At 70.2% G+C, this 13,938-nt stretch carries 10 protein-coding genes; 9 read left to right on the top strand and 1 reads right to left on the bottom strand.

Annotated features, from left to right (window positions below):
- Nucleotides 1-123: 123 nt before the first annotated feature.
- The 3 genes from ACFVYA_RS46590 to ACFVYA_RS46580 all read left to right on the top strand — a co-directional run bounded on the left by ACFVYA_RS46590 (nucleotide 124) and on the right by ACFVYA_RS46580 (nucleotide 8,498).
- Nucleotides 124-3,870 carry an ABC transporter ATP-binding protein gene (locus ACFVYA_RS46590; protein ID WP_387054603.1) on the top strand — a complete coding sequence of 1,249 codons (3,747 nt, stop codon included), beginning with the start codon at nucleotides 124-126 and terminating at the stop codon, nucleotides 3,868-3,870.
- A gap of 182 nt (nucleotides 3,871-4,052) precedes the next feature.
- The gene (locus ACFVYA_RS46585; protein ID WP_387054601.1) at nucleotides 4,053-4,577 is read left to right on the top strand and encodes a DUF4291 family protein; all 525 of its coding nucleotides are present in this window, start codon (nucleotides 4,053-4,055) and stop codon (nucleotides 4,575-4,577) included.
- A gap of 198 nt (nucleotides 4,578-4,775) precedes the next feature.
- Entirely contained in the window at nucleotides 4,776-8,498 is a 3,723-nt protein-coding gene (locus ACFVYA_RS46580; protein ID WP_285986051.1) for a multifunctional oxoglutarate decarboxylase/oxoglutarate dehydrogenase thiamine pyrophosphate-binding subunit/dihydrolipoyllysine-residue succinyltransferase subunit, read from the top strand.
- Between the two features lie 55 nt (nucleotides 8,499-8,553).
- Here the strand turns inward: ACFVYA_RS46580 and ACFVYA_RS46575 are convergent, their stop codons facing one another.
- The gene (locus ACFVYA_RS46575) at nucleotides 8,554-9,234 is read right to left on the bottom strand and encodes a hypothetical protein (protein ID WP_387054598.1); all 681 of its coding nucleotides are present in this window, start codon (nucleotides 9,232-9,234) and stop codon (nucleotides 8,554-8,556) included.
- Nucleotides 9,235-9,381: 147 nt separating this feature from the next.
- Between ACFVYA_RS46575 and ACFVYA_RS46570 the strand changes: the two genes are divergently transcribed.
- From ACFVYA_RS46570 to ACFVYA_RS46545, 6 genes are all read left to right on the top strand, one after another.
- Nucleotides 9,382-9,798, top strand: a complete 417-nt coding sequence (locus ACFVYA_RS46570) for a GNAT family N-acetyltransferase (protein WP_387054596.1) — start codon at nucleotides 9,382-9,384, stop codon at nucleotides 9,796-9,798.
- A gap of 13 nt (nucleotides 9,799-9,811) precedes the next feature.
- Nucleotides 9,812-10,792, top strand: a complete 981-nt coding sequence (locus ACFVYA_RS46565) for an LLM class flavin-dependent oxidoreductase (RefSeq protein WP_387054594.1) — start codon at nucleotides 9,812-9,814, stop codon at nucleotides 10,790-10,792.
- Nucleotides 10,793-10,850: 58 nt separating this feature from the next.
- Nucleotides 10,851-11,456 carry a LysE family translocator gene (locus ACFVYA_RS46560; RefSeq protein WP_285986055.1) on the top strand — a complete coding sequence of 202 codons (606 nt, stop codon included), beginning with the start codon at nucleotides 10,851-10,853 and terminating at the stop codon, nucleotides 11,454-11,456.
- Nucleotides 11,457-11,529: 73 nt separating this feature from the next.
- Entirely contained in the window at nucleotides 11,530-12,030 is a 501-nt protein-coding gene (locus ACFVYA_RS46555) for an IS5 family transposase (RefSeq protein WP_387054591.1), read from the top strand.
- Nucleotides 12,006-12,458 carry an IS5 family transposase gene (locus tag ACFVYA_RS46550; protein ID WP_387054589.1) on the top strand — a complete coding sequence of 151 codons (453 nt, stop codon included), beginning with the start codon at nucleotides 12,006-12,008 and terminating at the stop codon, nucleotides 12,456-12,458. The genes ACFVYA_RS46555 and ACFVYA_RS46550 overlap by 25 nt, the downstream gene beginning before the upstream one ends.
- Nucleotides 12,459-12,654: 196 nt before the next feature.
- A complete protein-coding gene (locus ACFVYA_RS46545) occupies nucleotides 12,655-13,749 on the top strand; it encodes an IS110 family transposase (protein WP_387054588.1) in 1,095 nt (364 codons plus the stop codon).
- The last annotated feature ends 189 nt before the right edge of the window (nucleotides 13,750-13,938 follow it).

Genomic DNA, 13,938 nt, shown 5'->3' with positions numbered 1-13,938 from the left:
TTTTTTTAAAACAAACAGATAACGTTTTTCCCCACACCCGCCAAGGCCACCACGAGCGGCTCGTGGTGGCCTTCGCGGCGTTCGAGGAAATATTTTGTCGGTGGTGGCGCTTACTGTCACAACGTGACCGTCGCTCCGCCCCGTTCCCGTCAAGAGCTCCCACCCACCGAGACAGCCGGCTGGATCCGCCGGCTGTCCGCGGCGGCGTGGGAGCACCGTGTGCTCGTCGTGCTGTCGCTGCTCGCGGCCGCGTTCGGCGTCGGCGTGCAGGCCGCCAGCCCGTTGCTGGTGCGCACGGCGGTGGACGACGCGGTGGCCGGGCGGACCGGCGGGCTGCCCGGGATCGCCGTTTTCCTGGTCGCGCTGCAGCTGGTCGCCTTCGGCACCGCGTTCGCGCGCCGCTACCTCGGCGGGAAGCTCGCCCTCGACGTGCAGCACGATCTGCGCCAGCGCGTCTTCAACGCCGTTTCGCGGCTGGACGGCGGCAAGCAGGACGCCCTGCGCACCGGCCAGGTCGCCTCGCGCGCGATCTCCGACCTGCAGCTGGTGACCGGGATCCTGATGCAGGTCCCGCTGTCCTTCGGCTCGGTGGTCTTCGCGCTGCTGTCGTTCGTCGCGATGCTGTGGCTCTCGCCGGTGCTGACGCTGATCGCGCTGGTCGTCACGCCCGCGGTCGGCATCATCGTGGCGCGCAGCCGCAAGCGCCTCTTCCCGGCGACGTGGTCGGCGCAGCAGCGCGCGGCGGACGTCGCGCAGCAGGTCGAAGAGACCGTCACCGGGGTCCGCGTGGTCAAGGGCTTCGGCCAGGAGGCGCGGGAAGTCTCGAAGCTGGAAGCGACCGCGCGCAAGTTGTTCGGGGAGCGGCTTCGCGCGGCGAAGCTCTCGGCGGTCCCGACCGCGACCACCGCCGCGCTGCCCGCCGCCGGCCAGGTCGCCGTGCTCGGGATCGGCGGCGTCCTCGCGCTGAACGGGTCCATCACCCTCGGCACGTTCCTGGCCTTCGCCACCTACCTCGCGACGCTGATCGGCCCGGCCCGGATGCTCTCCGGCCTGGTCGTGCAGGCCCAGCTGACCCGCGCCGGCGCCGAGCGGGTGTACGAGCTGATCGACGCGCAGCCGGAGGTCGCCGACGCGCCGGACGCACGGCCGCTGCCGGACGGGCCGCTGGGTGTGGAGCTCGACGGCGTCCGGTTCGGCTACACCCGCAGCGAACCGGTGCTGGCCGGTCTCTCGGTCACCGCGAACCCGGGCGAAACCCTCGCGCTGGTCGGCACCGCGGGCTCGGGGAAGTCGACGATCTCGTTGCTGCTGCCCCGGTTCTACGACGTGCACGAGGGCGCGGTGCGGGTCGGCGGCCTCGACATCCGGGACGTCCCGCTGCGGCAGCTGCGGCAGGCGATCGGCGTGGTGTTCGAGGAGGCGTTCCTGTTCTCCTCCTCGATCCGGGACAACATCGCCTACGGCCGTCCGGACGCCACCGAGGAGGAGGTCGTCGCCGCGGCGAAGGCCGCGGAGGCGGACGGCTTCATCCGCGCGCTGCCGGACGGCTACGACACGCTGGTCGGCGAGCGCGGGCTGACGCTCTCGGGCGGGCAGCGGCAGCGGCTCGGGCTGGCCAGGGCCCTGATCACCGACCCGCGGATCCTGGTCCTCGACGACGCGACCTCGGCCATCGACACCGTCACCGAAGCGGCGATCCACGACACCCTGCGGTCGGTCACCGCGGCCCGGACCACGCTGCTGATCGCCCACCGGCGCTCCACCCTCGCCCTGGCCGACCGGATCGCGGTGCTGGACGAGGGCCGCGTCGTCGACGTCGGCACCGAAGCGGAGCTGATGGCGCGCTGCCCGCTGTTCCGCGAACTCGTGGCCGGCCCGGGCGACGACGTCGAAGAGAAGCACCGCTGTGAGGGTCTCGACCGCGGGCCGGGTGGGGTCACGCCGTCGCTGTGGCCGCGGGACGAGAACCGCGACGAGGTCGACGCACTGGCCGAAGCCGCGCGCCTGCGCAGCGGCGACCCGAACAGCAGCGGGTTCGTCGGCGGGGGCGGCGGCCTGGACGTGCCGCCGACACCGGAGCTGATCGAGGGCGTGCGCAAGCTGCCGGCCGTCGTCGACGAGCCGCGGCTGCCCGAGGTGGACGTCACCGCACCCGACCCGAAGTTCCGGCTGGCCGGGCTGCTGCGGCCGGTCCGCGGGCCCCTGTTCCTGGTGATCGGGCTGGTGGCGGCGGACGCGCTGGCGTCGATCGCGCTGCCGGGGCTGTACCAGTTCGGCGTCGACCACGGGGTGCGCACCGGTGTCGAGTGGATGATCTGGCTGGCCGCCGGGATCGGCGCCGCGGTGATCGCGGCCGACTGGCTGGTGGTCTTCGCGCAGACGCGGCTGACGTCACGGGTGGGCGAAACGGTGCTGTACGCGCTGCGCGTCCGCAGCTACGCGCACCTGCAGCGGCTCGGGCTCGACTACTACGAGCGGGAGCTGTCCGGGAAGATCATGACCCGGATGACGACGGACGTCGACGCGCTCTCGACGTTCCTGCAGACCGGGCTCGCCACCGCGGTGGTCAGCGCGCTGACGCTGGCCGGGATCACGGCCGCGCTGCTGGTCACCGACGCCGGGCTGGCGCTGTACGCGCTGGCGATGGTGCCGGTGCTGGCGGTGGCCACGGTGATCTTCCGGCGCTCGGCGTCGAAGGCGTACAACGAGGCCCGCGAGCGGGTCAGCGTCGTGAACGCGGACATGCAGGAGAACGTCAGCGGGCTGCGGGTCGCGCAGGCGTACACGCGCGAAGACCGTTCCGCGGAGGCGTTCGCCTCACGCAGCGACGACTACCGGCGCTCGCGGCTGCGGGCCCAGCGGTACGTGGCGACGTACTTCCCGCTGGTGGCGCTGATGTCGGACCTGGCGACGACGACGGTGCTGGTGGCGGGGGCCAACCGCGTCTCAGCGGGGACGCTGTCGGCCGGTGTGCTGCTCGCCTTCCTGCTGTACCTGCAGCAGTTCTTCTCGCCGATCCAGCAGCTGTCGGCGGTGTTCGACGGCTACCAGCAGGCGAGCGTCGGCCTGAACCGCATCGGCGACCTGCTGCGGACGCCGACGTCGGTGCCGGCGGCGGAGAAGGCGGTCGCGGTGCCGGCCCGGCTGCGCGGCGAAGTCTCGTTCAAGGAGGTCGAGTTCTCCTACACCGGCGCCGAGACCCCGGCGCTGGCGGAGTTCTCGCTGGACGTCGCGGCCGGCGAGACGATCGCGCTCGTCGGCGCGACCGGCGCCGGGAAGTCGACGGCGGTGAAGCTGGTGGCGCGCTACTACGACGTCACCGGCGGCGAGGTCCGGATCGACGGCACGGACGTCCGCGAGTACGAGCTGGCCGGCCTGCGGCGCCGGATGGGCGTGGTGCCGCAGGAAGCCCACCTGTTCTCGGGCACGGTGGCCGACAACGTCCGCTACGGCCGTCCGGACGCGTCCGACGCGGAGGTCGAGGCGGCGGTCCGCGCGGTGGGCGCGCTGGACGGCGTCGCGGCCCTGTCCTCGGGCTTCCTGCAGCCGGTGGGCGAGCGCGGCCGCTCGCTGTCGGCGGGCCAGCGCCAGCTGGTGGCCTTGGCGCGGGCGGAGCTGGTGGACCCGGACGTCCTCCTGCTCGACGAGGCAACGGCGGCCCTGGACCCCTCGACGGAGGCGGCGGTCCTGCGGGCCACGGAGACGGTGGCCCGCCGCCGCACGACGTTCGTGGTCGCCCACCGCCTCGCGACGGCGGCCCGCGCGGACCGCATCGTGGTCCTGGACCACGGCCGGATCGTGGAAACCGGAACCCACGCCGAGCTCCTGGCCGCCAACAGCCACTACGCCCGCCTCTGGGCCCTCGGCTGAACCCGTAACTCGCGTGATCCAAGCCGCAACTCGCGTGATCAGAGCCGGAACTCGCGAGTTCCGGCCTCAATCACGCGAGTTCCGGCCTCAATCACGCGAGTTACGTCCCGGATCACGGGTGATGGCCTCTTGCGCACGAAAGTTCGTGGCCCGGCGGCCGGGGCGCTGGGAGCATGGCGGGCATGTTCGAAGAGAAGCGGGTTCCCGACCGGCAGGTCCGGGCGGCGCAGACCGAGACGACCGTCCGGGTCTACCAGGCCTGCTCGCCCGCCGTCGCGGACGCCGCGCTCGAGAAGCAGGCGTTCGAGCGGGGCGGGAGGGTGCGGGTCACGCCGTCGTTCCGGCTCGCGGCCCACGACAGCGGCAACGGGCGCAAGCCCGGCCACGAGCGCATCCTGGCGGTCGAACTCACCCGTGAAGGCTTCGAGCAGGCGCTGGCCCACGGGCACGTCCAGTGGGAAGCGGAGCGAGACCTCGACCACACGGCGCTGAACTTCCAGGCGATCCGGCTCGCCTTGAGCGGCGGGGCCGTCGACCACTACGTCGACGAGTGGATCACCGCCGTCACCGACGTCACGCCGGTCATGCGGGACATCGCCGGCCTCCTGGCCACCGACCAGCTGCACCTGGCGGTCAAGCTGGTGCCGCACGAGCCGCCGTACCCGCTCGGCGCGGACCTCGCCGAGGTCATCGGGGCGACGCCTTAGCAGGCCGGGAACCCTGTACCCGGTCCAGCGCTTAAGGTTCCCTTAGCACATCTTGATCGAGTCAGTGACCGATACCCTAGTGCGCCTCGCCTCACACAGGCCGGTTCCATCACATCGCGGTCACCGAGGGGGTTAGCCTGGTAGGCGCATCAGCGGATTCAAGATCGAGATCGAGACGGATAGAGGCGAGCCCCAGCCGTGTCCAGCAGCAGCCCTGCGTCACAGTTCGGCCCTAACGAGTGGCTGGTCGAAGAGATGTACGACCAGTTCCTCGCAGACCCTTCTTCAGTCGATGCCGCCTGGCACGACTTCTTCGCGGACTTCAAGCCGACGCAGAACGCGCAGGCCAAGGCGGACAACGCCCGGCAGCAGCAGTCCGACGCCAAGGCCGCCACCAACGGCCAGGCCTCCCAGCCGTCGGCCGGAGCGGTGCGGAACGCCGAGTCGGCGGCCAAGCAGTCGGCGACCAAGTCGGCCCCGGCCACGGCGGCGCCCGCGAAGGCGGCCCCGAAGCCGGAGCAGAAGGCAGCGCCGAAGCCGGCCGCGAAGGCCGAGCCCAAGGCCGACGCGAAGAAGGAAGAGCCGGAGTCGAAGCAGCTGCGCGGCGCCGCGGCGGCCATCGCCAAGAACATGGACGCCTCGCTGAGCGTCCCGACCGCGACCAGCGTGCGCGCGGTCCCGGCGAAGCTGATGGCGGACAACCGCATCGTCATCAACAACCACCTCAAGCGCACCCGCGGCGGCAAGATCTCCTTCACGCACCTCATCGGCTACGCCATGGTGCGGGCGCTGAAGGCCTACCCGAACATGAACCGGCACTACCAGCTGATCGACGGGAAGCCGTTCGCGGTCACGCCGGAGCACGTCAACTTCGGGCTCGCGATCGACATGAAGGGCAAGGACGGCTCCCGCACGCTCGTCGTGGCCTCGATCAAGGGCTGCGAGGACATGTCGTTCCTGCAGTTCTGGCAGGCCTACGAGGAGATCGTCAAGAAGGCCCGCAACAACAAGCTGACGGCGGACGACTTCTCCGGCACCACGATCTCGCTGACCAACCCGGGCGGCATCGGCACCAACCACTCGGTGCCGCGGCTGCAGGCCGGCCAGGGCGCCATCATCGGGGTCGGCGCCATGCAGTACCCGGCCGCCTTCGAGGGCACCAGCGAGAAGACGCTGGTCGACCTCGGCATCAGCAAGATCATGACGCTGACCTCGACCTACGACCACCGCATCATCCAGGGCGCGGAGTCCGGCGAGTTCCTCAAGCGCATCCACCAGCTGCTGCTCGGCGAGGACGGCTTCTACGACGACGTCTTCACCAGCCTGCGCCTGCCGTACGAGCCGATCCGCTGGGTCGCCGACATCCCGGACGGCCCGGTCGACAAGACCGCCCGCGTGATCGAGCTGATCGACGCGTTCCGGATGCGCGGCCACCTGATGGCCGACACCGACCCGCTGAACTACCGCCAGCGCAGCCACGCCGACCTGGACGTCCTGTCCCACGGTCTCACCCTCTGGGACCTCGACCGCGAGTTCCCGGTCGGCGGCTTCGCCGGCCAGGAGCGGATGAAGCTGCGCGACATCCTGGGCGTGCTGCGCAACTCCTACTGCCGCACGGTCGGCATCGAGTACACCCACATCCTCGACCCCGAGGAGCGCCGCTGGATCCAGGAGCGCGTCGAGATCCCGCACGAGAAGCCGGACCCCGCGGTCCAGAAGTACGTGCTCTCGAAGCTGAACGCCGCCGAGGCGTTCGAGACGTTCCTGCAGACCAAGTACGTCGGCCAGAAGCGCTTCTCGCTCGAAGGCGGCGAGACGGCGATCCCGCTGCTCGACACGCTGCTGGACAAGGCCGCCGAGCACGAGCTCGACGAGGTCGTCATCGGCATGCCGCACCGCGGCCGGCTGAACGTCCTGGCCAACATCGTCGGCAAGCCGATCAGCCAGATCTTCCAGGAGTTCGAGGGCAACCTCGACCCGGGCCAGGCGCACGGCTCCGGTGACGTGAAGTACCACCTCGGCGCCGAGGGCAAGTACTTCCGCATGTTCGGCGACGGCGAGACGAAGGTCTCCCTGACCGCCAACCCGTCGCACCTGGAGACCGTGGACCCGGTGCTCGAGGGCATCGTCCGCGCGAAGCAGGACCTCCTGGACAAGGGCGGCGAGGGCTACACCGTGCTGCCGGTCCTGATGCACGGCGACGCGGCCTTCGCGGGCCAGGGCGTCGTCGCCGAGACGCTGAACCTGTCGCTGCTGCGCGGGTACCGCACCGGCGGCACCGTGCACGTGATCGTCAACAACCAGGTCGGCTTCACGACCGCGCCGGAGCACTCGCGCTCGTCGCAGTACGCCACCGACGTCGCGAAGATGATCGGCTCGCCGATCTTCCACGTGAACGGCGACGACCCGGAGGCCGCGCACTGGGTGGCCAAGCTGGCCGTCGAGTACCGGCAGGCGTTCCACAAGGACGTCGTCATCGACCTGATCTGCTACCGCCGCCGCGGCCACAACGAGGGCGACGACCCCTCGATGACGCAGCCGGCGATGTACGACATCATCGACACGAAGCGTTCGGTGCGGAAGACCTACACCGAGTCGCTGATCGGCCGCGGTGACATCTCCGTCGAAGAGGCCGAAGCCGCGTTGCGCGACTTCTCGAGCCAGCTGGAGCACGTCTTCAACGAGGTCCGGGAGCTGGAGAAGCACCCGGCGAAGGCGAGCCCCTCGGTCGAGGAGGAGCAGCAGGTCCCGGCCAAGGTCGCGACGGCGATCACCGGCAAGACGCTGGAGCACATCGGCGATGCGTTCGTGAACGTGCCGGAGGGCTTCACGCCGCACCCGCGCGTCAAGCCGGTCATGGAACGCCGTCACAAGATGTCCCGCGAGGGCGACATCGACTGGGCGTTCGGCGAGCTGCTCGCGTTCGGGTCGCTGGCGATGGAGGGCCGCCTGGTGCGGCTGTCCGGCCAGGACTCGCGCCGCGGCACGTTCACCCAGCGGCACTCGGTCTTCATCGACCGCAAGACCGGCCAGGAGTACTCGCCGCTGCAGAACCTGGCCGACGGCCAGGGTCGCGTGATGATCTACGACTCGGCGCTGTCGGAGTACGCGGCCGTCGGCTTCGAGTACGGCTACTCGGTGGCCAACCCCGAGTCGCTGGTCATGTGGGAAGCGCAGTTCGGTGACTTCGTCAACGGCGCGCAGACCGTCATCGACGAGTACATCTCCTCCGGCGAGGCCAAGTGGGGCCAGCGCTCGGACGTCGTGCTGCTGCTGCCGCACGGCCACGAGGGCCAGGGCCCGGACCACACGTCCGGCCGCATCGAGCGGTTCCTCTCGCTGTGCGCGGAGGGCTCGATGACGGTGGCGGTGCCGTCCACCCCGGCGAACTACTTCCACCTGCTGCGCCGCCACGCCCTCGACGGCATCCAGCGCCCGCTGGTCGTCTTCACCCCGAAGTCGATGCTGCGCAACAAGGCGGCGACGTCGGCGGTCGAGGACTTCACCGGCGAAAGCCGCTTCATGTCCGTCATCGACGACGTCACCCCGGACCCGTCGAAGATCCGCAAGGTGCTGCTGACCTCCGGGAAGCTGTACTGGGAGCTGGTGGCCGAGCGGACGAAGCGCGAAGCCGACGACGTCGCGATCGTGCGGATCGAGCAGTACTACCCGCTGCCGAAGAAGAAGCTGCTGGCGGCCCTGGAGCGCTACACGAACGCGACGCAGGTCGCGTGGGTCCAGGAGGAGCCGGAGAACCAGGGCGCGTGGCCGTTCTTCGGCCTGAACCTGCCCCGGAAGTTCCCGGAGGTGCTCTCGGGCCTGCAGGTCGTCTCGCGCCGCCCGATGGCGGCCCCGTCGGCCGGTTCGTCGAAGGTGCACGAAGTGGAGCAGAAGGCGCTGATCTCGAAGGCGTTCGACTGATCGCTTGAAACAGGCCTCCTCACGGTTCGCCCGTGAGGAGGCCTTTTTCGTGTGTTCAGCCGAGCGATTCCGAGGCGGCTTTGGCCAGGCTGTGCGCGTTGCGGCGGCACCGTTCGAGGTTCCGGTCGGCCGTGTCGGCGGCCGTGACGACCACGGTCACGTCGACGTTGCCCTGGTAGAACCGCACCCCGCACTGCATGGCGCCGCTCTGGTCGTAGTCGACGTCCACGGCTTTCGTCGCCTTCCCGATCTTCTCGGTGATCGGCTTCGCGCCGCGATCCACTTCGGTGTCGTAACCCGCCTTCGCGTACCCCGGTCCCGCTCCCGAGGCCGGGCGCAGCGACTTCGCGAGCATCATCGACACCGTGCCGGACGACGAGCCGGACTTCGTCCACGAGCAGCTCAGCTGCGAAAGCTGGATCTGGTCGTCCGAGGTGCTCGCCGGCTCCGCCGGGCCGTCACTCGACAGGGGCGGCAAGTTGTTCATCCGGCTGCCGACTTCGCTGCACCGGGGCAGCGAGGTGTACTTGTCGGCCTCGCCCGCCGGAGCCGTCGAGCTCGCCGCGGCCGTCGACTGCCTGCGGTCCGCCGTCACCAGGAAGAACGCGCCGACACCCACCCCGGCCAGCACGAGCACGCCGACCAGCACCGTCTTCCCCCCGGACTTCGGCGGCGGGTAGCCGGGATACTGCGGCGGCTGGTACTGCGGATACGGGTACTGAGATCCTTGCTGCACGAATCGGACACTAGGCCATTCGCGCAGCTCGAGCGGGCCGTTCACCCGAAATCGCCAGTGCCCTCCGCTGGCGGTGAACCGGGGGCTGCGCACAACGGCCCCGAAACCCGATTGCCGTCCACCGCCGGCCGGGGCAGGGTAGCGATCATGCTGATCCGCCGTGAGCTGCCTGGCGACCAGGCCGCGATCCGCGCCGTCCACAGCGAAGCCTTCCGGCGCGAAGCAGGCGTCATCCCGGTCGAAGCACCCCTCGTCGACGAACTCCGCGCCGAAGGCGACCTGATCAGCGCCCTGTCGCTGGTCGCCGTCCGCGAGGGTGCCGTCGTCGGGCACGTGTGCTGCAGCCGGGCCCGGCTCGGCGACGACACCGCGGCCGCGGTCGGGCTCGGCCCGCTCGGCGAGCCCGCCTACTACTCGCGGTTCGGGTTCGTCGCGGCGGCGGACCTGTCGATCACGGCTCCGGAGCCGTGGTGGGGCCGAAACTTCCAGGCGCGGACGCTGGCCGCGTACGAACCCACCCAGGCGGGCGCGTTCGAGTACGCGCCCGCGTTTTCCCGGATCTGAACAGGAGCCGCGCGTGTACACACCGACCTCGTCCGTGGGGGTGCGGATCAACCGCGAGCAGCCGCCGGCCAAGCTGCGCGACCTCGCGCGCCAGGCCGAAGACGCGGGGCTCGACGAGCTCTGGCTGGTCGAGGACTGCTTCTGGGCCGCCGGCGTCGCCACGGTCGCGACGGCGCTGGCGGTGACGTCGACGATCAAGGTGGGCATCGGCGTGCTGCCGGCGGTCGCGCGCAACCCGGCGATCGCGGCGATGGAGGTCGCGGCGCTGGCCGAGCTGCACCCGGACCGGCTGATCGCCGGGTTCGGCCACGGCGTCGCGTCGTGGATGCGGCAGATCGGGGCGTACCCGGAGTCACCGCTGGCGGCGCTGGAGGAGACGCTGGTGGCGGTCCGGCGGCTGCTGGCGGGCGAGCGGGTCTCGATGGACGGCCGGCACGTGCACCTGGACGAGGTCGAGCTGGTGTTCCCGCCGGCGTCGCCGCCCCCGCTGGTGGCCGGCGTCCGCCGCCCGAAGTCCCTGGCGGTCGCGGGTGCGGCGGCGGACGGCACGATCCTCGCCGAGCCGGCCCCACCGGAGTTCGTCCGGACGGCGCTGGCGGGCATCGCACCGGGCCGTGCGGCGGGAGGCGCGCCGGCCCACCACGCGGTGGTGACGTACAACTGGCTGGCCCTGGGCGACCGCGAGCGGGCGCGCCGGACGGTCGCGGAGTCGCTGAACCCCGGGTCGCGGGTGCAGGTGGAGGGCTTGCCGTTCGCCGGAGAGCTGCTGGCCCTGATGGACTCGACGTCCACAGTGGACGAGCTGGCGGCGGGCCTGCGTCCGGAGTGGATCGACCGCTTGGCCGTCTGCGGCGACGTCGACACCTGCGCGGCGGCGGTCCGCGCGCTGCACGAGGCCGGCAGCGGTTCGGTGGTGCTGCTGCCGCTGCCGGAGGAGCCCCCGGAGCGGGGCATCGAAGACGCGGCTCGGGTGGCGGCGGCCGTGCGCGGCTGAGCTCTCACGGGCCGGAAAATGAGTTCGTGCGGGACGGCCGGCGTGCCACGATCGAGCCATGCCGGTCGACCAGCACCTCCTCCTGGCCTTCCTCGTCACCACCGCGATCGCGATGGTCACCCCGGGGCCGGACATGCTCTTCATCCTCGGCTGCGGCATGCGCGGCGGCCCGAAGGCCGGCCTGCTCGCCACCGCCGGGGTCGCCACCAGCGAAGCCATCCACGTCGCCGTCGCCGCGGCCGGGCTGGCCGCGCTCTTCGCCGCCGTGCCCGTCGCCTTCACCGTCGTGCGGGTGGCGGGTGCCGCCTACCTCATCTACCTGGGTGTCCAGGCCATCCGGAACCGCAAGCCGCTCGTCGAACGGAAAAGCGACCGCGCCTACCTCAGCGGCCTGCTCACCAACCTGCTCAACCCGAAGATGGTCACCTTCACCATCGCCTTCCTGCCACAGTTCATCGACCCGGCGAAAGGCCACGTCTGGCTGCAGTTCGCGGTCCTCGGCGCGATCATGATCGTGTTCGAGTTCCTCGTCGACGGCACCGTCGGCGTCCTCGCCGGCCGCGTCGGCGGGTGGGTCCGGCGAAAGAAGAACCAGCGCCGCATCGAGGTCGCCACCGGCGGCATCTTCATCGGTCTCGGCGTGAAACTGGCCGTGGACCACTAGGGCCTGTATCGAAGTCGTCTCCGGCAGGGAGAGCTGAAGTTGACGGTGTTGGCGTGTTGGTGCCCGGGAATGGGTGAGGTCTCCGGTAGGTGGTTCGTCGACCAAGAAGAACCTGAACACCGGAGACCTCGTGGACACCCTAGCGGTGGCGGGGCGGTTTGACCTGACCGACGAGCAGTGGGCAGCGCTGGAGCCGTTGCTGCCCGAACCGTCGCGGCCGGGTCGGCCGTCGTTGTGGAGCAGACGGCAGTTGATCGACGGGATCCGGTGGCGGGTGCGCACCGGCGCACCGTGGCGGGACATGCCCGCAGGGTATGGATCCTGGGCCGCGGTTTATGGGCTGTTCCGGCGGTGGCAACGCGCTGGTGTCTGGCAGGCGATTCTGACCGCGTTGCAGGCCGCGGCTGAGGCAACGGGGCGGATCACGTGGGACGTGAGCGTGGACTCCACGATCGCCCGGGCCCACCAGCATGCGGCGGGTGCGCGGAAAAGGGGGATCTGCAGGCCGAGCCGCCGGGCGGGACCACCACCGAACCTGAGGATCACGCGTTGGGGCGATCACGGGGCGGACTGACCACGAAGCTGCATCTGGGATGCGAGCAGGGACAGAAGCCGTTGTCGATCGTGCTGACCGCCGGGCAGCGTGGCGACAGCCCGCAGTTCATTCCCGTTCTAACTGGTATCCGGGTGCCTCGTCCGGCCGGTGGCCGGCCGCGGACGCGTCCTGATCGGGTGCTGGCGGATAAGGCGTACACCTCGAAGGCCAACCGGGCTCACCTGCGCAGACGCGGGATCAAGGCGACCATCCCGAGCAAGGCTGATCAGGACGCGCACCGCAAGGCCAAGGGGTCGAAGGGCGGTCGGCCACCAGCCTTCGACCCCGAGATCTACAAGCAGCGTCACGCTGTGGAGTGCGGTATCAACCGGCTCAAACGCCACCGCGGGGTGGCCACCCGCTACGACTGTGAGGATGATCTGGTGCCGCCTGGAGCTCGGGTCTGACCCGCGCTACGACGGGCCTGTGGTGCCTTGAGTTTGATCTGTCGACTCGGGTTCCGGGCGGTGCTTGCTGCCACCGGACCAGCGGGACGTGTCCCGATAGGGGCCTTGCCGCTAACAAGGCGCCATCACAGTCCCGACCATCCCTGCCGGCCCGGCGACGGCCATCCGTTCCCGAGCCCTCAGGAGCCGAACAACCGTGCCCAGCATCTCCCACCCATCGGCGACCAGCCAAGGCGACACCTCACCGGAGGTGATTCTTGGCGTCGACACGCACAAGGACATCCATGTCGCCGCCGTCATCAGCGTCCACGGTGCGCTACTCGACAGCCGAAGTTTCCCCACCACCGCCGAGGGCTACCGTCGACTGCTGGACTGGGCCCTCACCCTGGGCCGAGTGCGGCAGGCCGGCGTCGAGGGCACCCATTCCTATGGCGCCGCACTGACTCGCCACCTGCTCGGCGCCGGGATCGATGTCATCGAGGTCAACCAGCCGGACAAGGCCCACCGCCGGCGCCGCGGCAAAACCGACGCCATCGACGCCGAAGCAGCAGCCCGAGCGGTCCTCTCCGGCCGAGCTACCGCCCTCGCCAAGGCCGGCGACGGCCACGTCGAACGGATCCGGCTGTTCAAGCTGGCCAAGGCCTCGGCCACCAAGTCACGAACGCAGGCGATCAACCAGCTCAAGGCCATCCTCGTCGGCGCCGACCCGGCCCTGCGTGACTCGATGACCGGACTCAGCAATCCCAAGCTCATCCACCGATGCGCCGAGCTTGACCCCGGCCGGACCGACACGCCGACGGCAGCCGCCGCATACACCCTGCGACTGTTGGCTCGCCGGATCATCGAACTCACTCGCGAGGTCGACGATCTGAATCAGCGGATCACCGACGCCGTCAACGCCCACACACCCGAGCTGCTGCAGCGATACGGCGTCGGTCCCGACACCGCCGCAGCCCTGCTCCTGGCCGCCGGCGATAATCCGCACCGGCTGACCAGCGAAGCATCCTTTGCGGCACTCTGCGGAGTCAGCCCCATCGAGATGTCCTCCGGCAAGACCCAGCGCCGCAGACTCAACCGAGGCGGCGACCGGCAAGCCAACTCCGCCCTCTACATGATCGTCATAGCTCGACTGCGCTGGGACCTGCGCACCCGCGCCTACGTCGACCGACGCATCCGCGAGGGCAAGACCCGGCGCGAAGCGATCCGCTGCCTCAAACGCTACGTCGCGCGCGAACTCTACGAACTCATCGCCCGAATCCCACAGCACGCCGACCTGCCATCGACCACTTGACATCGATAGGGGCATCAAACTCGCCGTCCGCTACGAAGCCACCATCCACATCGCCGCCATCAACGAATGGCTCTGACCCACTTCGATACAGGCCCTAGCCTCGATCTTTCACTTGGCGCCGGGGTGAGGTGGCCGCGGGTGATTTGATGTGCTGGTTTGTGTTGGGCATGGGTGATTCCCGGCGCTGGG

The organism is Amycolatopsis sp. NPDC058278 (assembly GCF_042881395.1).
In the GTDB taxonomy this organism is placed as follows: Bacteria; Actinomycetota; Actinomycetes; order Mycobacteriales; family Pseudonocardiaceae; genus Amycolatopsis.
The sequence above is the reverse complement of the archived record's forward strand: the minus strand, read 5'-3'. Positions and strand labels throughout refer to the sequence as shown.

What these genes read in the sequence shown, in the direction of transcription:
- ACFVYA_RS46570 (WP_387054596.1), top strand. Translation starts at nt 9,382, where the DNA reads ATGCTGATCCGCCGTGAGCTGCCTGGCGACCAGGCCGCGATCCGCGCC.
- ACFVYA_RS46560 (WP_285986055.1), top strand. Translation starts at nt 10,851, where the DNA reads ATGCCGGTCGACCAGCACCTCCTCCTGGCCTTCCTCGTCACCACCGCG.
- ACFVYA_RS46585 (WP_387054601.1), top strand. Translation starts at nt 4,053, where the DNA reads ATGTTCGAAGAGAAGCGGGTTCCCGACCGGCAGGTCCGGGCGGCGCAG.